General features: G+C 68.0%; 23 protein-coding genes and 1 pseudogene. 10 read left to right on the forward strand and 14 right to left on the reverse strand.

The features are described from left to right. Nucleotides 1-962 (forward strand): annotated as a pseudogene (locus JHN45_RS33030) (ABC transporter permease subunit); the annotation flags it as partial. Next, entirely contained in the window at nt 959-1,702 is a 744-nt protein-coding gene (locus JHN45_RS33035; protein ID WP_201052656.1) for an ABC transporter permease subunit, read from the forward strand. The pseudogene JHN45_RS33030 and the gene JHN45_RS33035, both read left to right, overlap by 4 nt. On the opposite strand, the gene JHN45_RS33040 is transcribed toward JHN45_RS33035, so the two are convergent. The 3 genes from JHN45_RS33040 to JHN45_RS33050 are packed head-to-tail and all read right to left on the reverse strand — an operon-like array spanning nt 1,683 to nt 2,934. Further along, nucleotides 1,683-1,874 carry a DUF397 domain-containing protein gene (locus tag JHN45_RS33040; RefSeq protein WP_200713372.1) on the reverse strand — a complete coding sequence of 64 codons (192 nt, stop codon included), beginning with the start codon at nt 1,872-1,874 and terminating at the stop codon, nt 1,683-1,685. The two genes, JHN45_RS33035 and JHN45_RS33040, sit on opposite strands and share 20 nt — an antisense overlap. Further along, entirely contained in the window at nt 1,871-2,116 is a 246-nt protein-coding gene (locus JHN45_RS33045) for a DUF397 domain-containing protein (RefSeq protein WP_201052658.1), read from the reverse strand. The genes JHN45_RS33040 and JHN45_RS33045 overlap by 4 nt, the downstream gene beginning before the upstream one ends. Then, nucleotides 2,116-2,934 (reverse strand): helix-turn-helix transcriptional regulator, encoded by an 819-nt coding sequence (locus JHN45_RS33050; RefSeq protein ID WP_201052660.1) that lies wholly within the window; start codon nt 2,932-2,934, stop codon nt 2,116-2,118. Before JHN45_RS33050 ends, JHN45_RS33045 begins: the two co-directional genes overlap by 1 nt. Before the next feature lie 112 nt (nt 2,935-3,046). Here JHN45_RS33050 and JHN45_RS33055 point away from each other — a divergent pair, with 112 nt between their 5' ends. After that, complete coding sequence (locus JHN45_RS33055) at nt 3,047-3,460, forward strand: ATP-binding protein (RefSeq protein WP_201052662.1); 414 nt, start codon at nt 3,047-3,049, stop codon at nt 3,458-3,460. Here the strand turns inward: JHN45_RS33055 and JHN45_RS33060 are convergent. After that, a complete protein-coding gene (locus tag JHN45_RS33060) occupies nt 3,453-3,899 on the reverse strand; it encodes a DUF1772 domain-containing protein (RefSeq protein WP_201052663.1) in 447 nt (148 codons plus the stop codon). The genes JHN45_RS33055 and JHN45_RS33060 overlap by 8 nt on opposite strands. 91 nt (nt 3,900-3,990) lie before the next feature. Here JHN45_RS33060 and JHN45_RS33065 point away from each other — a divergent pair, with 91 nt between their 5' ends. The 4 genes from JHN45_RS33065 to JHN45_RS33080 all read left to right on the forward strand — a co-directional run bounded on the left by JHN45_RS33065 (nt 3,991) and on the right by JHN45_RS33080 (nt 5,669). Next, nucleotides 3,991-4,569: a TetR/AcrR family transcriptional regulator gene (locus tag JHN45_RS33065; protein WP_201052666.1), complete on the forward strand. Its 579-nt coding sequence runs from the start codon at nt 3,991-3,993 to the stop codon at nt 4,567-4,569. A gap of 92 nt (nt 4,570-4,661) precedes the next feature. After that, on the forward strand, nt 4,662-4,988 hold the full coding sequence (locus JHN45_RS33070) for a PadR family transcriptional regulator (protein ID WP_200713366.1): 327 nt from the start codon (nt 4,662-4,664) through the stop codon (nt 4,986-4,988). After that, nucleotides 4,985-5,341, forward strand: a complete 357-nt coding sequence (locus JHN45_RS33075; RefSeq protein ID WP_201052668.1) for a DUF1048 domain-containing protein — start codon at nt 4,985-4,987, stop codon at nt 5,339-5,341. The genes JHN45_RS33070 and JHN45_RS33075 overlap by 4 nt, the downstream gene beginning before the upstream one ends. A gap of 1 nt (nt 5,342) precedes the next feature. After that, nucleotides 5,343-5,669: a DUF1048 domain-containing protein gene (locus JHN45_RS33080; RefSeq protein WP_200713364.1), complete on the forward strand. Its 327-nt coding sequence runs from the start codon at nt 5,343-5,345 to the stop codon at nt 5,667-5,669. Here the strand turns inward: JHN45_RS33080 and JHN45_RS33085 are convergent. Further along, nucleotides 5,638-6,870 carry an MFS transporter gene (locus JHN45_RS33085; protein ID WP_201052674.1) on the reverse strand — a complete coding sequence of 411 codons (1,233 nt, stop codon included), beginning with the start codon at nt 6,868-6,870 and terminating at the stop codon, nt 5,638-5,640. The two genes, JHN45_RS33080 and JHN45_RS33085, sit on opposite strands and share 32 nt — an antisense overlap. A 54-nt stretch (nt 6,871-6,924) precedes the next feature. Here JHN45_RS33085 and JHN45_RS33090 point away from each other — a divergent pair, with 54 nt between their 5' ends. Next, entirely contained in the window at nt 6,925-7,689 is a 765-nt protein-coding gene (locus tag JHN45_RS33090; protein WP_200713362.1) for a helix-turn-helix transcriptional regulator, read from the forward strand. A gap of 15 nt (nt 7,690-7,704) precedes the next feature. Here JHN45_RS33090 and JHN45_RS33095 read toward each other — a convergent pair whose 3' ends face one another. Next, on the reverse strand, nt 7,705-8,313 hold the full coding sequence (locus tag JHN45_RS33095) for a YceI family protein (protein ID WP_200713361.1): 609 nt from the start codon (nt 8,311-8,313) through the stop codon (nt 7,705-7,707). A gap of 399 nt (nt 8,314-8,712) precedes the next feature. On the opposite strand from JHN45_RS33095, the gene JHN45_RS33100 reads away from it, so the two are divergent. Beyond that, nucleotides 8,713-10,296: an acyl-CoA carboxylase subunit beta gene (locus tag JHN45_RS33100; protein ID WP_200713360.1), complete on the forward strand. Its 1,584-nt coding sequence runs from the start codon at nt 8,713-8,715 to the stop codon at nt 10,294-10,296. A gap of 57 nt (nt 10,297-10,353) precedes the next feature. Further along, nucleotides 10,354-10,542 (forward strand): acyl-CoA carboxylase subunit epsilon, encoded by a 189-nt coding sequence (locus JHN45_RS33105; protein WP_200713359.1) that lies wholly within the window; start codon nt 10,354-10,356, stop codon nt 10,540-10,542. 56 nt (nt 10,543-10,598) lie between these two features. On the opposite strand, the gene JHN45_RS33110 is transcribed toward JHN45_RS33105, so the two are convergent. The 8 genes from JHN45_RS33110 to JHN45_RS33145 form a co-directional block, all read right to left on the reverse strand. Next, complete coding sequence (locus JHN45_RS33110; RefSeq protein ID WP_201052676.1) at nt 10,599-13,763, reverse strand: NACHT domain-containing protein; 3,165 nt, start codon at nt 13,761-13,763, stop codon at nt 10,599-10,601. A gap of 105 nt (nt 13,764-13,868) precedes the next feature. Further along, nucleotides 13,869-14,450 carry an ATP/GTP-binding protein gene (locus JHN45_RS33115; RefSeq protein WP_009314218.1) on the reverse strand — a complete coding sequence of 194 codons (582 nt, stop codon included), beginning with the start codon at nt 14,448-14,450 and terminating at the stop codon, nt 13,869-13,871. Further along, entirely contained in the window at nt 14,431-15,003 is a 573-nt protein-coding gene (locus JHN45_RS33120; protein ID WP_200686380.1) for a DUF742 domain-containing protein, read from the reverse strand. The genes JHN45_RS33115 and JHN45_RS33120 overlap by 20 nt, the downstream gene beginning before the upstream one ends. A 94-nt stretch (nt 15,004-15,097) precedes the next feature. Further along, nucleotides 15,098-15,511 carry a roadblock/LC7 domain-containing protein gene (locus tag JHN45_RS33125; protein ID WP_005479603.1) on the reverse strand — a complete coding sequence of 138 codons (414 nt, stop codon included), beginning with the start codon at nt 15,509-15,511 and terminating at the stop codon, nt 15,098-15,100. Nucleotides 15,512-15,521: 10 nt separating this feature from the next. Continuing rightward, nucleotides 15,522-18,836 (reverse strand): nitrate- and nitrite sensing domain-containing protein, encoded by a 3,315-nt coding sequence (locus JHN45_RS33130; protein ID WP_201052679.1) that lies wholly within the window; start codon nt 18,834-18,836, stop codon nt 15,522-15,524. Between the two features lie 401 nt (nt 18,837-19,237). Beyond that, nucleotides 19,238-19,813 (reverse strand): ATP/GTP-binding protein, encoded by a 576-nt coding sequence (locus tag JHN45_RS33135; RefSeq protein WP_006375318.1) that lies wholly within the window; start codon nt 19,811-19,813, stop codon nt 19,238-19,240. After that, nucleotides 19,794-20,192: a DUF742 domain-containing protein gene (locus JHN45_RS33140; protein WP_019058642.1), complete on the reverse strand. Its 399-nt coding sequence runs from the start codon at nt 20,190-20,192 to the stop codon at nt 19,794-19,796. Before JHN45_RS33140 ends, JHN45_RS33135 begins: the two co-directional genes overlap by 20 nt. Nucleotides 20,193-20,303: 111 nt before the next feature. Then, complete coding sequence (locus JHN45_RS33145) at nt 20,304-20,717, reverse strand: roadblock/LC7 domain-containing protein (RefSeq protein ID WP_005479910.1); 414 nt, start codon at nt 20,715-20,717, stop codon at nt 20,304-20,306. Nucleotides 20,718-20,719 lie beyond the last annotated feature (2 nt).

Below are 20,719 nucleotides of genomic sequence, written 5' to 3' on the forward strand. Positions count from 1 at the left end.
GCGCGGGGCTGGGGGGGACGGTTCAGGTGGGCCTGCTGCTGGGGACTCCCGATCACGAGGTCGTGAGGCGTTCCTTCGGCGGCACGAGCGCGACGTCCGGCCGGACCACGGTCACCGGCACCTTCGACCACCTCACCCTTCAGGGCGCGTCGACCGGCGCGGGCTGGACCAGCACGGACATCGGCGCGACCGGCCCGGGCGACCCGAACGCCCGGAACGTGCCGTCGAACACCACCCAGGTGTCCCCGACCGGCACCTACACCCTCACCGGCCAGGGTGACATCGCCCCCGAGGAGAACAGCCCCGACCTGGTCCAGATGGGCTTCCAGGGAGTCTTCGTCGGCCTCCTCTTCATGACGGCCCTGGGCACGCTCTTCGTGACGACCGAATACAAACGGGGCCTGATCCGTACGACGTTCACGGCGACCCCGTCCCGGCTGAAGGTGCTGGCGGCGAAGGCGTCCGTCGTCGCGGCGATCACCTTCACAACAGGCCTGCTGGCCACGGCAGTCGGCTACGTCTGGGCCCAACAGACCCTGCGCTCCAACGGCTTCAAGCCCCCCGAGTTCCCCGACCTGTCCCTCCTGGAGAACCCGTCCCTGCGGGCGGTGGTGGGCAGCGCGGCACTCCTGTCCCTGGTGGCGGTCCTGGCCCTGTCCCTGGGAGTGGTACTGCGCAACAGCGCGGGCACGATCGCCACGGTCGTCGTCCTCGTGGTCCTCCCGCAGATCCTCTCGTTCGCCTTCCCGCTCCCCGCGGCGCAATGGCTCCTACGGGTCACCCCGGCAGCGGCCTTCGCGATCGAGCAGGGCAAGACGTACTACCCGCAGGTCCAGCACAACTGCCTCCCGGAGAGCGGCTGTTACCCCCTGACCCCGTACAACGGCCTGGCAGTCCTGGTCGCCTACACCGTGGCAGCACTCCTGCTGGCGGCCTGGACGGTAAGGAGGCGAGACGCGTGAAGCGCCTCCTCCACGCCGAGTGGACCAAACTCCGCACCCTGCCCAGCACTTGGTGGCTCCTGGCGGCAACGGTCGTCCTCACGGCGGCGATCGGAGCGGCGGCGGCCTCGTCGGTCACGACCCGCATCTGCCCGTCCCCTTGCAACGCGGATACGACCAAACTGACCCTGTCGGGCGTCGAGTTGAGCCAGGCCATATGCCTCGTCCTGGGCGCCCTGTCGATAGGCGCGGAGTACAGCACGGGCACGATCCGCACGACGCTCACCGCGATGCCGAGCAGATGGCGGGTACTGGCGTCGAAGGCGGTGACGCTGTCGCTACTGACGGCGGCGGCAGGGGCGTTGGGGGTGTTGTCCTCCCTCGGCCTGGCCCGCGTGATCCTCCCGACCCCGCCGGACGGTGCCCTGCTCCGACCGGCGACGGGCTCGATCCTGATCCTGGTGCTGGTAACACTCCTGGGCCTGTCCCTGGCCACCCTGCTCCGCGACACGGCAGGCTCGATCACCCTGGGACTCGGCATCCTCTACGTCGTCCCGATCCTGTCCCACCTGGTCAACTCCCCGACCTGGCAACACCGTCTGCAACGCTGGGCCCCGATGCCGGCGGCCCTGTCCATCCAGGCGACAAAGAACCTGAGCGACCTGGCGATCGCCCCGTGGCCGGGCCTGTCCGTCCTGGCGGCCTACGCGGTGGGCTTGTTGGGAGCCGGGGGAGTGTGGTTCAGACTGCGGGACGCGTGACGGCGCCGAGGAAGCCGGCCCAGGTGCCGGGGGTGACAGTGAGGATGGGCCCGGCGGCAACCTTGGAGTCCCGGATGTGGATGGCGGAGGGACGGGCGGCGACTTCGATGCAGTCCCCGCCCTGGCTGCCGCTGTAACTGGACTTGAACCACTGCGGTGCTGCGGTGTTCATTGCGTGACCGTGCCGAGGAAGACGCCCCAAGTGGCAGGAGCGACGGTGAGGATGGGCCCGGCAGCCACCTTGGAGTCACGGATGTGGATGGCGGAGGGGTGGGCGGCGACTTCGATGCAGTTGCCGCCCTCGTCACTGCTGTAAGTGGACTTCCGCCAGGCGTATGCGACTTCGATGCAGTCGCCCCCCTCGTTGCTGCTGTAACTGGACTTGAACCACGCCAGCGCGTCCACAGTGTTCATCAGTCTCCTAGCAGTCCGTCCAAGAGGCGCGCACTCTCGTCAGGAGTGAGGGCCTGTGACCGCAGCATTCCATACTTGTGGTGATAGTCGCTGACCTCGTCGGGATCCTCTACGAGGAAGCTGGCGCGCTGCACCTCCAGCCAGACCAGGCGCTGGTGGTGAGGGGTCTCCAGCAGCACCATGGGCCCGGCGAGGCAGGCGTGCGGCGTGCGATCCATGGGCATGATCTGCACGCTCATGTGTACGGGTTCGGTGCAGTCCAGGATCTGACGGATCTGCGCCCGCATTGCCTCTGGTCCGCCGACCTGCCTCCGCAGGACGCTCTCTTCGATGATGAAGTGGCCCACGGGGGGTTGCTCGCGCTGCCAGATCAACTGCCGTTCCATCCGGTTGTCCACCCACTGCTCAGCAGTCTCGTTCCCGAGCCGTGGATACCGGTACTCGAACATGGCGCGGCAGTAGTCCCTGGTCTGGAGCAGCCCAGGGATCACCTGGCTCTCATACGACAGAATGCTGAGCGCCTCCTGCTCGTTGTCGGCCAGCTCCTGAGCGAACTGTGGCATCCGCTCCCGAACGGGCAACTTGTCCACCAGCGCGAACAACGCCTCACCCGTACCCAGCAGTTCGTCGAACTGCTTCGCCCGGTCCTCCTGGAGTGCGAGCCGGCCCTGCTCGATGGACCTGAGGGTGTCGATGTGCACCCTCGCGATCTCGGCGAACCGCTCCTGCGTGTACCCCGCCTTCCTCCGGAAATGGGCGACCAGCCCACCCACCGCTTCCCAAGTGCCGACCTTCTTAGGCCTCTTCGCCGATTGCATGCGTGTCCCTTTCCCCCGCGCACACCCGAAGACGTCGTAGTGAGGTCGTAGCAAAAAGAACTACGACCTCACTCACTGACCCACGATAGTGACTCCCTGTGACAGTGGTCCCGTGAACGAACAACTCCAACAAGGCCACACCCGCGAGGCGTTCTACCGCCGGGACCGCAGATCGGTCGCCCTGGCCCGCGACTTCACGCGGGAGACGCTCACCGCCTGGTCCGCCACCGAGCGGAGCGACGACGTGCTGCTCTGCGTAAGCGAGTTGGCGACCAACGCGATCCTCCACGGCGTACCGCCGGGCCGGGGGTTCGCCGTACACCTGTCCCTGCACCCCGACGGAGTCCTCCGTGTCGAGGTCCACGACAGTGGCACCACAGAACTCCGCAAGGTGCGTACGCCGTACCGGCAACTGGACGCGGAGGAGGGGCGGGGCCTGATGCTGGTCGCCGCGCTGTCGGACAAGTGGGGCGTGGGGCAACGGGACCCTGGCACGGTCGTGTGGTACGAGTTCGCGCTCAGGTGAGGGCCGCGGCCAGGAAGGCGAACGCGGCGACGATGATCGCGACGCGGACGTAGTGGTACCGGTCCCAGCGGTTCAACTGCTCCTTCCAGTCGGCGGGCCGGTTCTCGGGGGTCCAGGTCTTGCCCCGGTTGTTGATCGGGACGAGCAGCAGGATCGACATGACCACGCTCACGACCAGCAGCGCGGCGGCGGTGACGACGAGGCCGGCGCCGGAGTGGTGCCATTCGGCGACGGCCCAGACCGCGCTGAGGACGAGCGAGCCGATGTACCAGAACGGCATGACGGCGCCGAGCATCCGGCCCCCGTGGGCGCGGGCGAGCTGGCCGCTGTCGTCGGGGAGGGCGTTGAAGATCCGGTTCATGACGAAGGCGACGGAGAACTCCACCCCGACCATCACGCCGACGACCACGGTGGTGAAGACCTCAAGTGCGGTGAGCATGACGACTCTCCCTCATTTCTAGCGTTGCTAGCTGATGATGCAACGCTAGCCCTACTGCCGCTCGAATGTCTAGCGGTGCTAGGATCGAATCATGTCGGTACAGGAACGCAAGGAGCGCGAACGGGCGGGCCGCGAGCGCCTCATCTTGGCGACGGCCCGCGAACTCGCCGAACAGCAGGGCTGGGACGCGGTCACGACCCGCCGTCTCGCGGAGCGCATCGAGTACAGCCAGCCCGTCCTCTACAGCCACTTCCGCGGCAAACGCGAGATCATCGGCGCCGTCGCCCTCCAGGGCGCCGCCGAGATGGCCGTAGAGCTGCGGGCCGCGGCCTCCGCGGCGGACGGCCCGCGCGCCCGGGCCGCCGCTCTCGCCCGCGCCTACCTCGACTTCGCCGAGCGCAACCCGGCGGTCTACGACGCGATGTTCCAGCTCGACGGCGGCCTGGCGTTCGCGCAGGAGGATACCCCGGCGCCGATGAAGGACGCCTTCGCCGCGCTGCTGGAGAACCTCGACGCGGTCGCGGGGGAGGGCGTCCAACCGGGCCTGTTCGCCGAGGTGTTCTGGGCTTCCCTGCACGGCCTGGCCACCCTGACCCGAGCGGGACGCCTGCCCCCGGCCGATGCCGAACGAAGGACCCGGCTGCTGGTGGACCGCCTCGCCGTGGTCTGACACCGCGAACCTCTGGCTCAGCTACTCGGTGATACCGTATAGTGGTACTCGGTACTACACAGTACCGGGAACGGGCGGAGCGGAGACCGGCGATGGACGACCTGACGGAGATGCTGAAGGGCACCCTTGAGGGCTGCGTGCTCGAGATCATCGGCGCTGAGGAGACCTACGGGTACGCCATCACACGCCGGCTGAATGAACTCGGCTTCGCCGACGTCATCGAGGGCACGGTCTACACGATCCTGCTGCGACTCGAGAAGAACGGGCTCGTCGAGGTGACGAAGCGACCGTCAGGGGTGGGACCGCCGCGCAAGTTCTACGCGCTCAACGCAGCGGGACGCACAGAGCTCACGCGCTTCTGGGCGAAATGGGACTACCTCTCCGCACGCATCAACAAGCTGAAGGAGGGCGGGCGATGAACTACTGGCAGACCATCACCGGCAGCGACCTCACCCGGGAATGGAAGGGCTTCGAAGCCCGGGCCGAGGCATTGCCGGACGACCACCGGGCGGCATGGGAGGAGATCAAGGTCCACCTCACCCCGTACTCGGGCTTCACGGGCCGCAACTTGATGCCGATCGCCGACGGCGCCCTGGCGCTGCTCGAGGAGACCGCGGCGGACGGCCAGAGCATTCACGACGTACTGGGCGACGACGTCGCGGGCTTCTGCGCGGCGCTGGCCGGCGGAGAGGGAACCCGGAGCTATCGCGACCGGTGGCGCGAGCAGTTGAACCGGAACGTCGCCCGGAAATTGGCCCGGCTGGGAGGCTGACGTGGGAATTCAGAACATCATCGAGGGCAAGAAGCACTGGCGGGCACACATGGCGCGGGTCAAGGCGCTCCCGCCGGACTACCAGATCGTCTACAAGGAAATCCAGAAGTACTACTTCAAGGTCGGCCCCGTCGAGCTGCCCGACCTGACCCTGCTCCCGGGAATCGTCGAATTCTTCGAGGAGGGCGCCGCGGACGGCAAGGGAGTCCTGGAACTCATCGGCACCGACGTCGCCGCCTTCGCCGACGACCTGATCAAGGACCAGCGCACCTACGGGGACATCTATCGGGAGTCCCTCAGTGGGAAGCCCGGTACGGCAGGGAAGTAGGCCCGACGGGCTCGGCCGAGGGGAGGCCGTTGCCCGGTGCGGTCGGTTCGGGCAGCCCCCGGAACAGCAGCCAGCTCAGCACCGGCAGCACGATCAGCGGGGTCAGCGCCGTCCGCAGGGACGTCGCGTCGGCGACCGCCCCGATCAGGGGAGTGACCATGCCGCCGATGCTGACGGTCAGGCCGAGTGTGATGCCGCTGGCCGTGCCGACGCGGGTGGGCAAGTAGTCCTGGCCGAGGGTGACATGCAGGGAGAAGGGGACGTAGAGGGCGAGCGACGCCAGCGCCACGAAGACGTAGAACGCGGGGCCGGGGACGAACACCGTGCCCGCGATGGCGGGGATCGTCAGCACGTACGACCAGCGGGCGACCGTCACCCGGTCCCAGCGGCCCGCGAGGTTTCCGCCCACCACGGAGCCCAGGGCGCCCCCGAGGTAGAGAACGAACAGCGCCAGCGTGCCGGACGCCGTACCGCCTCCCATGCGCTGCTGGGCGTAGAGCGAGATGAAGGTGCTCAGGCCGATGAACTCGATGGAGCGGAGGACCACGGACAGCGAGAGCCGGACGAACGACGCCTTGTCGTCGGTGCCGACCGGGACCGTGCCGTGGGTGGCGCCACTCTCCCGCCTCCCCAGCGCGCGCAGCACCGGCAGGCACAGCACGCTGCCGGCGAGGGCGGGAAGCACGAGCAGCGGTGACAGGCGCAGGCCGCCGGTGGCGATCACGCCGCTGACCATGAGCGGCGCGGCGGCGAAACCGAGGTTGCCGCCGACCGAGAACCAGCCCATCGCGCTGTGGCTGCCCCCGCTCACGAGCCGGGCGACCCGGGCGGACTCCGGGTGGTACGCGGCGACCCCGACACCGGACACGGCCACGAACACCAGGGTGAGCGCGTAGGAGCCGGTCAGGCCGCTCAGCGCGATGCCGAGTCCGCCGAGGACCGTGCTCAGCGGCAGGATCCACGGCATCGCCCAGCGGTCGGTCAGCAGACCGAACACCGGCTGCGCCACCGAGGAGAGCAGGGACGCGGCGAGCACGATGCCCGACACCGCGGCATAGCTGTAGGCGCGCTCGGCGACGAAGAAGGGAATGAGCGCGGCGACCGCGCCCTGGTAGATGTCCACACAGGCATGGCCGACCGCCAGCAGCGTGATCGCCTTGTTCCGGGACGCGTTGATGCTTGAGCTGTTGATCCTTGACATATCGCCATGCTCATCGCTGGGCGACCTGTCGCGCTTCCGATAAACTGCCAGACAATGACAGAAATCCGCCATGAGCCGGTGGCCCCGACCCGCATCCAGTGGCTGGCCCCCGGCGCCGCCATCGACGCCCACCGCCACGACGACCACCAGATCGTCTACGCGGGGCGCGGCGTGCTGGCCGTGACGACCAGCGCGGGGTCGTGGATCGCGCCGGGCACCCGCGCCATCTGGGTACCGGCCGGCACGGTGCACGCCCACCAGGCCCACGGCGATCTCGAACTACGGCTGCTCGGCCTGCCCGCGAGCGACAACCCACTGGGGCTCGACCAGCCGACCGTTCTCGAAGTCGGGCCCCTGCTAAGGGAGTTGATCCTCGCCTACACGCACACCCCGGACGACGGCAGTCCCGAACGCGCCCGCCTACGAGCCGTGCTGCTCGACCAGTTGAAGGCCTCGCCGCAGCAACCCCTGCACCTGCCCACCCCAACTGCCCCTCTCCTGCGGGCAGTCTGCGAGATCCTGCGCGAAAACCCGGCCGACGACCGCACCTTGGCCGCGCTCGGCAGAGAGGTCGGGGCGAGCGACCGTACGCTCTCGCGGCTCTTCAAGTCCGACCTAGGCATGAGCTTCCCGCAGTGGCGTACCCAACTCCGCCTGTACCGCGCCCTGGTGCTGCTCGCCGAGGACACTTCGGTCACCACCGTCGCCCATCAGTGCGGCTGGTCGTCCGCGAGCGGCTTCATCGACGTCTTCCGCCGCGCCTTCGGCCACACCCCCGGAACACATCAACCCCGCCGACGGTCGTCGTCGACGGGGTGAAGGGGGGAAACGACCTCAGGCGCTCTTGATCGCCGAGATGTCGAAGTTCAGCTTGATCTTGTCGGAGACGAGGACGCCGCCGGTCTCCAGCGACGCGTTCCAGGTGAGGCCGAACTCGGAGCGCAGGATCTCCGCCTTGCCCTCGAAGCCGACGCGCTCGTTGCCGAACGGGTCCTTCGCGGCGCCGTTGAACTCCAGGTCGATGGTGATCGGCTTGGTGGTGCCGAGGATCTCCAGGTCACCGGTGATGCGGTAGTCGTCGCCGCCCAGGGCCTCCGCGGAGGTGGAACGGAAGGTCATCGTGGGGAACTCCTCCGTCTTGAAGAAGTCCGCGCTCTTGAGGTGACCGTCACGGTCCGGGGAGCCCGTCTCGATGCTCTCCATCTTCACGTCCAGGGACGCGGTGGACTTGGCCGGGTCGGAACCGTCCAGGTGCAGCGTGCCGGTGAAGTCGAGGAACTTGCCCTTGACGTTGGTGACCATCGCGTGGCGGGCGGTGAAGCCGAGCGTGGTGTGCGACGGGTCGATGCTGTAGTCACCGGTCAGCGCGGCCAGGTCGGGGTTGACGGCGGCGGGGGCCGAGGTGGTTTCGGTTTCGTCGCTCTTGCGGCCGAAGATGCCCATGACGTGCTCCTAAGGGGGGACGGGAGTGCGGGGGGTGAAGCTGTTGAATGTTCAACGATGCCAACACGAAGGACCGTAGACCTATTCCATTCAATTTTCAACATCATCCGCAGGGTGTTTCACCAACTACTACGAGTACGCCCTCCCGGTGGGGTCGGCAACGCGAGAATCACTCCGGGGCCACCCCGGGAGTCACTCCGGGGATGGCATCCTCCCTATGTGAATGTGAGGTGGCTCTCAGCTGACGCCTTTGTGTGACTCCTACAACGGGCGCGCCCCCTGAGCAGTCGGAACGGCTGCATGCCGGTGAGGTTCTGTTCGGTGGTACCAGGAAAACGGGCCGGAGACTGTGCAGAGTCGACGGCGCACAATCCTTGGTGTGCTTCGTAGGGTCGGTACATGACCGTTTTGGATGAGGCGCCGGGTGAGCCGACGGACGCGCGCGGGCGAGTGGCCGAACTGCACGAGATCCGTGCCCTGGCACTGGCCGGCCCGAGCGAGAAGGCGACCGAGGCGCAGCACGCCAAGGGGAAGCTGACCGGCCGGGAGCGCATCGACCTGCTCCTCGACCCCGGGTCCTTCCGCGAGGTCGAGCAGCTGCGCAGGCACCGCGCCGTCGGCTTCGGCCTGGAGGCCAAGAAGCCGTACACCGACGGTGTCATCACCGGCTGGGGCACGGTCGAGGGCCGCACGGTCTTCGTCTACGCGCACGACTTCCGGATCTTCGGCGGCGCGCTGGGCGAGGCCCACGCCACGAAGATCCACAAGATCATGGACATGGCCATCGCGGCGGGTGCTCCGCTGGTGTCGCTGAACGACGGCGCCGGTGCCCGTATCCAGGAGGGCGTCAGCGCGCTCGCCGGCTACGGCGGCATCTTCCAGCGCAACACGAAGGCGTCCGGAGTCATCCCGCAGATCAGCGTGATGCTCGGCCCGTGCGCGGGCGGCGCGGCGTACTCGCCCGCCCTGACGGACTTCGTGTTCATGGTCCGCGAGACGTCCCAGATGTTCATCACGGGTCCGGATGTGGTGAAGGCGGTCACCGGCGAGGAGATCACCCAGAACGGCCTCGGCGGCGCCGACGTGCACGCCGAGACGAGCGGTGTCTGCCACTTCGCCTACGACGACGAGGAGACCTGCCTCGCCGAGGTGCGCTACCTCCTGTCGATGCTCCCGCAGAACAACCGCGAGAACCCGCCCCGCGCCGAGTCCTCCGACACCGCCGACCGCCGCTCCGACATCCTGCTCGACCTGGTCCCGGCCGACGGCAACCGGCCGTACGACATGGCCAAGGTCATCGAGGAGATCGTCGACGACGGCGACTACCTGGAGATCCACGAGCGCTGGGCCCGCAACATCATCTGCGCGCTGGCCCGCCTCGACGGCCAGGTCGTCGGCATCGTCGCCAACCAGCCGCAGACCCTCGCGGGCGTCCTGGACATCGAGGCGAGCGAAAAAGCTGCGCGCTTTGTCCAGATGTGTGACGCTTTTAACATTCCGATCGTTACGTTTCTGGACGTCCCGGGATTCCTTCCCGGCGTCGACCAGGAACACGGCGGAATCATCAGGCACGGAGCGAAGCTGCTCTACGCGTACTGCAACGCCACCGTGCCGAGGATTTCGCTCATCCTGCGCAAGGCGTACGGAGGCGCCTACATCGTCATGGACAGCCAGTCCATCGGTGCGGACCTCACTTACGCCTGGCCCACCAACGAGATCGCCGTGATGGGCGCCGAAGGTGCCGCCAACGTCATCTTCCGCCGTCAGATCGCCGACGCCGAAGACCCCGAGGCCATGCGGACGCGGATGGTCAAGGAGTACAAGTCCGAGCTGATGCACCCGTACTACGCGGCTGAGCGCGGACTCGTCGACGACGTCATCGACCCGGCCGAGACCCGCGAGGTACTCATCCAGTCGCTCGCGATGCTGCACACCAAGCACGCGGACCTTCCCTCGCGCAAGCACGGCAACCCCCCGCAGTAACCCAGCGGACCCTCCGCGCTACCCGTGCGGAAACCTCTCTCACGGAGACTGAGACCTATGAGCACCCCTGACATTCGTGTCGAGAAGGGCCACGCCGAGCCCGAGGAAGTCGCCGCGATCACGGCGATCCTCCTGGCCCGCGCGGCGGCCGCCCCCACGACTGAGCCCCACCGTCCCCTGCGCAAGGCCGGCTGGCGCCGGCTGGAGCGCGAGGGCGGGTTCCGGGCGCCGCACAGCTGGCACTGAGTTCTGCGTCAACGCGCTTACGACGGCCCCGTTCTCCTTGGTGGAGGGCGGGGCCGTCAGCGGTACTTGACGCGGACGCCTGGGATGGGGGCGGTTGGCAGCTGGTTGGTGCGGTGGATCGTCACGGTCAGCGGTGACTGATCCGGGGTGCGAGACAGGGTATGGAGGGTGAGGGATTGTTCGTCGGCGATCCGACAGCCCCGCAGGTCCAGGTTCCGTAACTCGTTCACCGCGGCGATGGGGCTTAGGTCGCGCGGTAGCTGACAGTTGTGCAGAGACAACGCCGTTGTTCTGGGAGGCAATGCCTCAAGAGTGCGGAACCATGTGCTGAGGTCGAAATTCCACAAGGTCATTTGTTTCATGGCCCTCAACTGCGCCAAATTGTCGGTACCCCGTGGAGTGCCGCTGCCTTGCAGCGTCAGGGACTGCAAGTTGGTTCGCTCAAACAGTGGGCTCAGGTCGACGTCTTCGGCGAGTCTGCCCAGCGAAAGGCTGGTTAGCGTCTCTGGGGCAGGGAGGGCTTCGAGCGGAGGCACCGAAACCCAGTCCTGGAGATGGAGGTTGGTCAAAGCGGTCAGGTCACGGAGAGGTTCGACGTCCAACAAAGGCAGGTCGTTCATGCCCCACACGATGAGATTGCTCAGTCCGTTCCGGTGCCGCAGAGGTGAGAGATCGCTGGTGCCGCGCAACTGCGGCACCCAAAGCCAGTTCAGTTCTCCGAAAGCCGCTGTGGAGGCGAGCCCGTCTGCCAATTCGTAGTCGAGCCATACCCGGTGCGCGTCCCGCAACCGCACCGCTGCGGGCCACTGAGCGAGGTGGGCCACACGCAGAACAACCTCGTCCAGTGGCAGGACGGACAGTACCCGGCTCGCATACTCATCAGGATCGAAGTACTCCCACACCTCGACAAGTTCCTGCGGTATACGTCCGCCCGCTCCCACCGCATACGCTGCAAGCCGCTCCAACGCCTCCTCACCCCCGATCAGCGCCGCCGTACGCACAGTCGTCTGCGCCGCCGACACTGACATCCCCTCCAAGGACGTAGGCAAGCGGCGCACCAGCGACGTCCCCACCGCTGCCAATGACCTCGCCTCGGAAGCCCTCTTCGGCGGCACCAACGTTCCCAGTGCATCGTCGAGCCGCCGTGTCAGGTCGTCCGGGACGCTCGTCATCGTCTCCAGGCAGGACGCTGCGAGCAGCCGTAGCCGGCGGGCGTAACGTGGCTCGTCGCGGGCGCGGTCGAGGACGCCATTCACCAACTCCCGTCTCTGCCGCAGGTTCGCGTGACCCGCCGCCATCACGATCGTCTCGCGCCACAGATCCAGGTGGGCCCGCTCGACGAGGTTGCCCATGCTGTCCTCGTCCGCCGCGTCCTGGGCCGCGAGGTACTCCTGGAAGGTGCGGTGCACGAAGTCGACGCGGCCCTCGACGGGGGAGCGCAGGACTCCCGACCTGGCCACCAGATGGTCCAGTACGGCACGTCCGTCGGCTGCGTCCAGGTGCCGCATCCCTGCCATCCGGGACGTCACATGGCGGCAGGCCTGCTCGACGTCGATCTCACTGCGGTTGTTGTCGGACAGCCGCCACGCAAGATCCCGCAGCACACACAGCTTGTCCGTCAATGTCAGTTGGGTGTCCAGCGAGCTCGGGACCCGCCGGTCCGCGTCACGGTGCTGGACCAGCGTCTCCAGTGCAATCTTGTACAACTCCATGCGATTGCGGGGGAGTTGGCGGCCTTTGCTGAGGTGCAGGGCGCAGATCAGGGCGGCCAGGAGGGGGTTCGCCGCCAGAGACTGGAGGTGCGGGCGGTCCTGGAGACTGGTCAGCAGGGAACGCTCGTACTGGGGCAACTCCTCCACAGAACAAGGGAGTTCGTCGCCCTGTTCGCGTACCGCGCGGTGCCACTGCCGTACGAACGCGGTGAGGTCGGCCGGGGCCATCCGGTCCAGTTGGTATGTGGCGAATCCCTCCGTGTGTAGCCAGTCAGTGCGCGCAGCGGCTGGGCGAGAGGTGACGACGACACGGATGCCGGGGTACGCGGCCAGCAGGCCGCGCAGCCACTCCCGTACCGGCCGCCGCTCCCCGGCGAGCAGTTCGTCCACGCCGTCTACCAGGAGCAGGACACGTCCATCCCGCAGTCCCCGGTCCATCCAGCCCTTGGGCATGTGACCGGTGAGTGAGCCCGCCACACCGTCCAAGAGGGCCTCAGGGAGGGGCAACTGACGGCCCGCGTACCGCCGTAGCTTGACCAGGACCGGGATCAGGCCGTTCCAGTCGCTCAGCGGGCCAGCGAAGGCGCCACGGGCCGCAGTGACTGCGAGCCACTGCATCAGCGTGGTCTTGCCGGAGCCCGCCTCGCCGCGCAGCAGTACGCGGGAGGTGCCGCCGAGGGCGCTCTCCACCCGCATCCCCGTACTCTCGGACTCCTCCCAGTTCCTCAGGCCGGTGCGCAGCAGGGGGCGGCTCCCCGGGGCCGTCCGGCGGCGGCCGTCGTCGGAGGTGGCCCGCATGCTCACGTACGCCACCGACAGCCTGGCCCGGGTCACCTGCTCCGAGGCGAGTCGGAACAGCTCCACCTCGTCCAGCGAACGGCTCACCAGCGTCAGGTACTCCAGCAGGAATGCCTTGTCCTCGTCGGTGCCCTCGGGTGCGTACAGGGAGCGGGTCGGCAACCGCTCCAGTACACGGGCGAGTTCGGCGCCCAGGGACGTCGTACGACTGAGGAGTTCGGCGACCGCGCGCTCGGTGAAGACGGGCAGCCGGCGCAGGATGCGCACGTAGTACTCGCAGCACTGGGCGAAGAGCAGCTCGTAGTACCGTTCGGCGGCCTCGCCCAAGCCGATCGGTTGCGGTGCCTCACGGTGTATGCGGCGCACCAGTTCGGCGGCCTCGGCGTCGGATTCCAGCACCGCCTCGTCCGACAGGTCGGCGTAGGCGAAGGTGTCCGTGACCGCCTGAATCGCAGCCAGTCGCTCGTTCTCTTCCAGGTCGGCGAACTCCTGGGTCAGCAACGGTTCGATCTTGGCCGCCACCGCGTCCGCGATCTCCTCGAACTGCCGCTCCACACTCCGTTGCGAGCGCAGCCCGGCAACCCCGGTGCGGATCAGCTCCGACATACCCGCCCGGCGCTCCTGCTCGCGTCGCCGCCCTCCCAGCCAAAACCGCACCGCACTCGTCGCGACCGCCTGTCCCAGGCGCACCGCAGCCAACTCGGCACTCATCCGCGTCCCCCCAAGTCCGCAGAAGCAGAAGGCAATTGTGGCAGCCGGGTACGACAAAGGGGCCCTCTCCCGAAGGAAAGGGCCCCTTGGCGCAAGCGAGTTGGACTACCGCAGGCGTGCCATCAGCGCGTGCTCCACCAGGGTGATCAACGCCGACTTCGCGTCGGCGCGGTGCCGGGCGTCCGTCGTGATGATCGGGGTGTCGGGGCCGATCTGCAGGGCCTCGCGGACCTCGTCGGGGTTGTACGGCTGCTGGCCGTCGAAGCCGTTGAGGGCGATGACGAAGGGGAGACCCGAGTTCTCGAAGTAGTCGACCGCGGGGAAGCAGTCGGCGAGACGGCGGGTGTCGACCAGGACGATCGCGCCGATCGCGCCTCGTACCAGGTCGTCCCACATGAACCAGAAGCGGTCCTGGCCGGGGGTGCCGAACAGGTACAGGATCAGGTCCTGGTCCAGGGTGATGCGTCCGAAGTCCATGGCGACCGTGGTGGTCGTCTTGTCTCCGGTGTGGGTGAGGTCGTCGATGCCCGCGGAAGCGGACGTCATGACGGCCTCGGTACGCAGCGGGTTGATCTCCGAGACGGCCCCGACGAACGTGGTCTTGCCCACGCCGAAGCCACCCGCCACCACGATCTTCGCCGAGGTGGTGGAGCGGGAAGGACCGCCGCTAGAGCTTGCGAAGTCCACTGAGCACCCTTTCGAGCAGTGTCACATCTGGCTGGCCGCCGGCGTTCTCGTCGCCGCCGGGCTGATGAATGGCGACCAGGCCCGCCTCCGCCAAGTCGGCGACGAGGATCCTGGCCACACCGAGAGGGATCGTCAGGAGGGCCGAGATCTCGGCCACCGACTTGATCTCCCGGCAGAGGTTGCAGATCCGCTGATGCTCGGGCAACTGGCCCTGCATCTGGTGCGGCTGCGCGGTGGTGTGCACCAGCGCCTCGATGGCGAGCTGGTAGCGGGGGCGGGTCCGGCCGCCGGTCATGGCGTACGGACGCACCAGGGGGTTGCTCGACGAACCCGCGGGCGCTGCCTCGGGGGAGCGTCGGTGCGGCTGCACGGGCTGGATGCGCGGCGCCGGCGGCTGGTCGTACGGTGACGGACCGGGGCCCTGCGGGTACTGAGGGTGACGCGGGGAGGGCGAGGAGGGGAAGTTGTACCGGTTCCCGGAACCGTCGCCCTGCCCCTGGCCGGGGCCGTACGACCAGTTGCCCGAAGACGAACCGCCTGGGGGTGTTGCCACTTTCTCCTCCTCCGACTGTGCCGGGCACCCATCAATGTGGAGCCGCGTCCCGAAACCTTATGGCCTCGGGACGCCAAAACGCACCGTCCGCTGGTTAGTTGAGAAGGCTCCCCTGGAGCTCTGCTCGAAGATCCGGGGTCAGGACCGTGCCCGCGCGGTCCACCAGAAGGGCCATCTCGTACCCAATGAGGCCGATGTCCGCCTCGGGGTGTGCGAGAACCGCGAGTGAGGAACCGTCGGACACGGACATGATGAAGAGGAATCCCCGCTCCATCTCCACAACCGTCTGGTTCACGCTGCCGCCCTCGAAGATGCGCGAGGCACCGGCGGTGAGGGAGGTAAGACCCGACGCTACGGCCGCCAGCTGGTCGGCACGGTCACGCGGGAAACCTTCGGACATCGCCAGAAGGAGTCCGTCGGCGGAGACCACCACCGTGTGGGAGACACCGGGGGTGTTGTCCACGAAGTTGGTGATCAACCAGTTCAGGTTCTGCGCCGCCTGGCTCATCGGGCTCACACTAACGCTCCTGGTTGTAGGTGCTGTCAGAGCCGAAACCCTGACCGTTCGTTTCACTTCCCGCACTGCGACCCCGCTGGACGCCGCGGCGCAGGTTGCTGAGCCTGCCCCGGATGTCCTCGGGAGCGCGGGAGACCTGGGGGCCGCCCTGAGGGGTGCTCTCGGCGGTGCCCTCGACCAGGTTGGCCTTGGGTACCCGCCTCGGCAGGCCGGAGGAGGTGACCCCGCCGGCCTTCGGCTTCTTCAGCGCCGAGGCCTGCTGCCACCGCTCGTCGTTCGCCGAGCGCCAGTCCACGGTCCCGGTGCTGCCGTTGGCGCTGCCGTTTCCGTTCGCGGTGCCGTTCGCCGTACCGAAGATGTTGGTGCTGCTCTCCGGGGCGGAGGCCGACGACTCCTGGCGCGCGGGCTGCGAACCGTTGGTGCCTTTCGCGGCCGAACCGCGGCGCGGCAGCCCGGCGTCGGTCAGCGCGTGGACAGCCGAGGGGGCCGGTCCCGGACGGTCGAAGCCTACGTGATCCCGCTCACTCACGTCAGCGGCCTGCGAAGGTTCCGGTTCCGGAGCGTACTGGTCCGGGTAACCGTTGCGGTAACCGTCCTGCTGCGGCCAGTCGTCCTGATAGGACGGCTCTTCGAAGCCCGGATACGTCTCCGGGGCCACGGAGTGCGCCGACGCGTGCTCCTCCTGCACCGGCTCCGCATACCCGGGCTCCGGGTATCCGCCGTTGGCCGCGAAGGAGTCGGCGAAGGTGTCGTTCTGCGTCCCGTTGCCGTTCGGCGCGAAGTACTGCTCGTCGTAAGCGGGCTGAAGCGGCTCGTCGTACGACGTCTGCTGCTGCTCCTCGTACGTCTGCTGCCCGTTGTACGCCGTCGGCTGCTCCTGGTACGCCTGCTGCCCGTTCTCGGCGTACGGCTGCTGCTGGGGCTCCTCGAACTCGGCGAACTCCTGGTAGGTGCCCGCCTCCAGGGCCTCCTGGCCCGGCTTCTGGGACTCCAGGGCCGCCCGGCGCTCCTCGCGCATCAGCGAGCGGCCGACCGGGTCGAGCTCGCGGATGTCGTCCGGCACCTCGGGGTAGCGGGTGTCGTCGAAGCCGAGCTCGGCGGCCGTGAGCGGGGCGCGGTTGAAGTCCTCGCCCTGGTACTGCGGCTGCTCCGGCATGATCTGCGAGACGGTGAACTCGTCGCGCTGGAGCTGCTGTTCGCCACCGCCACCGTGGGTGATCGCGTCGGGCAGCATGACCAGCGAGGTGGTGCCGGCCTGCTCGCCCGAGGGGCGGAGCTGGACGCGGATGCCGTGCCGGTCGGAGAGGCGGCCGACCACGAACAGGCCCATGCGCTGGGAGATCGCGACGTCCACGGTCGGCGGGTTGGCCAGCTTGTGGTTGATGTCCGCGAAGTCCTCGGCGGTGAGGCCGATGCCCTTGTCGTGGATCTCGATCATCACGCGGCCGTCGGGGAGACGGGTCGCGGTGACGCGGACCTTGGTCTGCGGGGAGGAGAACGTCGTCGCGTTCTCCAGCAGCTCGGCGAGCAGGTGCACGAGGTCGGTGACCGCGCGGCCGTGGATCTCGGCCTCCGGGACACCCGACAGCTCGATGCGCTCGTACTGCTCCACCTCGGAGGAGGCGGCGCGCAGTACGTCGACCAGCGGGACCGGCTGGTCCCAGCGGCGGCCGGGCTCCTCGCCGGCGAGCACGAGGAGGTTCTCGCCGTTGCGGCGCATACGGGTCGCGAGGTGGTCCAGGCGGAAGAGGTTCTCCAGCTGGTCCGGGTCGGCCTCGTTGTTCTCCAGGTCGGTGATCAGGGTCAGCTGGCCCTCGATCAGGGACTGGTTGCGGCGCGAGAGGTTGGTGAAGATCGCGTTGATGTTGCCCCGCAGGAGGGCCTGCTCGGCGGCCAGTCGTACGGCCTCACGGTGGACCTGGTCGAAGGCTCTCGCGACTTCGCCGATCTCGTCCGTGGTGCTGATGGGGATCGGCTGCACGCGGGTGTCCACCCGGCCGGGGTCGGTGCGCGAGAGCTGGTCGACCAGCATCGGCAGCCGCTGCTCGGCGATGCCGAAGGCCGCGTTGCGCAGCTGGCGCATCGAGCGGCTCATCTGGCGGGCGACCGCGCCGGCGAGGATGAAGGCGAGGAGCAGGGCGACGACGACGGCGGCACCGGTGATGATGGCGTCACGCTTGGCGTTGTTCGCGATGTCCGAGGCCTCGCTCACCGCGATGTCGGCCTTGTCCTCCTCGATCTTGCGGTACGCCTCGTACTTGAGGGTCGTGCCCGCCCACCAGTTCTGCGCGGTGATGCCCTGCTGGGCAAGGGCGTCACGCGCCGCGATGTCGGTGGTGTCCAGCTGCGACATGGCCGTGACCGTTTTGATCGCGCTCGGCGGCGGCACATACGTCTTGCCGGCGGCCTTCGCCTGCGCGGCGGCCTGCTTGACCAGGGCCGTGCCGTCGGTCTGCACCTTCGTCAGGGCGGTGTTCAGCTTCGCGATGTCCGCGTCCGTACCACCGGCCTGGTACTCCTGGATGGCGATGCCCTCCAGGTAGGCGTACGAGGTGAGGGCGGTGCGCTGGGTGGCCAGGCTGTTCGCGTCGGGGCCGGGGTTGATCAGCAGGTGGGTGCCGATGGAGCGCTCCAGGGAGAGCGCGCCCTTGGCCAGCGCGATGGCGTAGACCGAGCGGCCGTAGCTGGTGATGTTGCCGGTGCCGAGGCCCAGTTCGTTGGAGAACTCCAGGAGCGGGTGCTCCAGGTTGACGTAGCTCTCCTCGGTCTGGACGCCCTTCATCTTGGAGGTGTAGGCGTTGGCCCGGACCGTCTGCAGCGACGGCTCCACTTTGCGGAAGCGGCTGAGGCGGCGCTCCAGGCCCGGGGAGTCCGGCATGTTCTGCACGGCCTTGTCGAAGACGTCGGCCGCGTCGTCGGTGGCCTTGCGGGCCGCCACGACGGTCGCGTTCTTCTGGCCCTTGCCCTCCAGCAGCGGGGCGGCGGTCACGTCACGCTCGTTGGTGACCGCGTTGCTGTAGGTCAGCGCGGCCTGCACCACGCGGGCGGTCTTCTCCGCGTCCTCGGCGTTCTGCCAGGTGTCGATCGAGCTCTTGACCTGGAAGCCGCCCATGATGAGGCCGACGCCCACGGGTATGAGCAGGATCGCGTTCAGCCGGGTCGGCACCCGCCAGTTGCGGGGCGAGAAACGGCCCCCGCTGGGAGGGGGTGGTGCCGAGGGCTCCGAGCCTGGCACAGGGGCGGGCGCCGCTCCGCGCGGCGGCGGGGTGAAGTTGCCCCGGGCCGACGGCTCGGGACCGTTCTTGCTTCGCCTCACTCGACCAACAACCTTCCGGCGGTCGGCACCTATCCTCGTGCCGCAGTGTCTCAGGCCCGTCAACGGACTCTGACTATCAGTACGTCGTTGACTATTGGGCAGTTCAGGCATTCCAGCACGTCAGCCTGCGCGATTCCAAACAGTCGGAACGGCGGATTCCAAGTGATGTAAGTCCCAGATAAAACGGTCATAAAGAGCGAGCCCCGCCAAAAGGCGAGGCTTTGTTAGCGCAGTGACACCGGATGACCGCGACGCGTTGCCGTAACACCCGATTCCACTGCCGAAACGTTATGAACACCGGGGCCGACCGTGTCAAAAGGCACAGCCGGCTCCAGGGCGTCTACGACAACTGCCGTATGGCGCTGCCGACTTGAGAACTGCATGTCGAGGCCCGCCGACAGCTACCGGAGTCGGGCCATCAGCGCGTGCTCGACCAGCGTGATCAGCGCACTCTTGGCGTCCGAGCGGTGCCGGGCGTCGGTCGTGATGATCGGTGCGTCCGGCCCGATCTGCAGGGCCTCGCGCACCTCCTCCGGGTTGTACGGCTGGTGGCCGTCGAAACCGTTGAGGGCTATGACAAAAGGCAGCCCGCTGTTCTCGAAGTAGTCGACCGCCGGGAAGCAGTCGGCGAGACGGCGGGTGTCGACCAGGACGACGGCGCCGATCGCGCCGCGCACCAGGTCGTCCCACATGAACCAGAAACGGTCCTGACCCGGCGTACCGAAGAGGTACAGGATCAGGTCCTGGTCCAGGGTGATACGGCCGAAGTCCATGGCCACCGTGGTGGTGGTCTTGTCCCCGGTGTGGGTGAGGTCGTCGATGCCCGCCGAGGCGGACGTCATGACGGCCTCCGTGCGCAGCGGGTTGATCTCCGAGACGGCACCCACGAACGTGGTCTTGCCGACGCCGAAGCCACCCGCCACCACGATCTTCGCGGAGGTGGTCGCCCGCCCTCCGTCAGAGCTTGCGAAGTCCACTGAGCACCCTTTCGAGCAGCGTCACGTCCGGTGCGCCGCCGTTGTTCTCGTCGCCGCCCGGCTGGTGGATGGCCACCAGTCCGGCCTCGGCGAGGTCCGCGACGAGGATCCGCGCCACACCGAGCGGCATGGCGAGGAGTGCCGACACCTCCGCGACCGACTTGACCTCACGGCACAGGTGGCAGATGCGCTGGTGCTCAGGGAGCAGTCCCATCAGCGCTGCCGGGTCGGCCGTGGTGCTGATCAGTGCCTCGATGGCGAGCTGATAGCGCGGCCGGGTCCGGCCGCCGGTCATCGCGTACGGACGTACCAGCGGCTGGTCGCCCTCGTCCCCGTACGGCTCGGCGTACGGATCATGAGAGGCGGTGGGCGGGGTCATGAATCCTCCGGGCGGGACAGCAAGTCGGTCGGGCTAGCCGTCTGACAGGGCCGGTGGGGGGATTGTGGCGGCCGGACGGTGATTTGGTGAGACGGGTGGTGCCGGGGCCGGTCAGTGAAGCAGACTGCCCTGGAGTTCGGCGCGCAGGTCCGGCGTGAGGACCGCCCCCGCACGGTCGACGAGCAGTGCCATCTCGTAGCCGACGAGGCCGATGTCGCACTCGGGATGCGCGAGCACCGCCAGCGACGAACCGTCCGAGACGGACATGAGGAAGAGGAACCCTCGCTCCATCTCCACTACGGTCTGCGCCACATCGCCGCCCTCGAAGATTCGGGAAGCCCCGGCCGTCAGCGAGGTCAACCCGGATGCCACGGCCGCGAGTTGGTCGGCGCGGTCGCGCGGGAAGCCTTCCGACATGGCCAGAAGGAGTCCGTCGGCGGATACGACGACGGTGTGGGACACACCGGGGGTGTTGTCCACGAAGTTGGTTATCAACCAGTTGAGGTTCTGTGCCGCCTGGCTCATCT

The organism is Streptomyces sp. MBT53 (genome assembly GCF_016654115.1).
Lineage (GTDB): Bacteria > Actinomycetota > Actinomycetes > Streptomycetales > Streptomycetaceae > Streptomyces.

Bases quoted from the DNA above. Each gene is read 5' to 3' on its own strand.
- JHN45_RS33040 (WP_200713372.1), bottom strand. From the start codon at position 1,874: ATGAACACCGCAGCACCGCAGTGGTTCAAGTCCAGTTACAGCGGCAGC.
- JHN45_RS33045 (WP_201052658.1), bottom strand. From the start codon at position 2,116: ATGAACACTGTGGACGCGCTGGCGTGGTTCAAGTCCAGTTACAGCAGC.
- JHN45_RS33050 (WP_201052660.1), bottom strand. From the start codon at position 2,934: ATGCAATCGGCGAAGAGGCCTAAGAAGGTCGGCACTTGGGAAGCGGTG.
- JHN45_RS33060 (WP_201052663.1), bottom strand. From the start codon at position 3,899: ATGCTCACCGCACTTGAGGTCTTCACCACCGTGGTCGTCGGCGTGATG.
- JHN45_RS33065 (WP_201052666.1), top strand. From the start codon at position 3,991: ATGTCGGTACAGGAACGCAAGGAGCGCGAACGGGCGGGCCGCGAGCGC.
- JHN45_RS33070 (WP_200713366.1), top strand. From the start codon at position 4,662: ATGGACGACCTGACGGAGATGCTGAAGGGCACCCTTGAGGGCTGCGTG.
- JHN45_RS33075 (WP_201052668.1), top strand. From the start codon at position 4,985: ATGAACTACTGGCAGACCATCACCGGCAGCGACCTCACCCGGGAATGG.
- JHN45_RS33085 (WP_201052674.1), bottom strand. From the start codon at position 6,870: ATGTCAAGGATCAACAGCTCAAGCATCAACGCGTCCCGGAACAAGGCG.
- JHN45_RS33090 (WP_200713362.1), top strand. From the start codon at position 6,925: ATGACAGAAATCCGCCATGAGCCGGTGGCCCCGACCCGCATCCAGTGG.
- JHN45_RS33095 (WP_200713361.1), bottom strand. From the start codon at position 8,313: ATGGGCATCTTCGGCCGCAAGAGCGACGAAACCGAAACCACCTCGGCC.
- JHN45_RS33100 (WP_200713360.1), top strand. From the start codon at position 8,713: ATGACCGTTTTGGATGAGGCGCCGGGTGAGCCGACGGACGCGCGCGGG.
- JHN45_RS33105 (WP_200713359.1), top strand. From the start codon at position 10,354: ATGAGCACCCCTGACATTCGTGTCGAGAAGGGCCACGCCGAGCCCGAG.
- JHN45_RS33110 (WP_201052676.1), bottom strand. From the start codon at position 13,763: ATGAGTGCCGAGTTGGCTGCGGTGCGCCTGGGACAGGCGGTCGCGACG.
- JHN45_RS33125 (WP_005479603.1), bottom strand. From the start codon at position 15,511: ATGAGCCAGGCGGCGCAGAACCTGAACTGGTTGATCACCAACTTCGTG.
- JHN45_RS33140 (WP_019058642.1), bottom strand. From the start codon at position 20,192: ATGACCCCGCCCACCGCCTCTCATGATCCGTACGCCGAGCCGTACGGG.
- JHN45_RS33145 (WP_005479910.1), bottom strand. From the start codon at position 20,717: ATGAGCCAGGCGGCACAGAACCTCAACTGGTTGATAACCAACTTCGTG.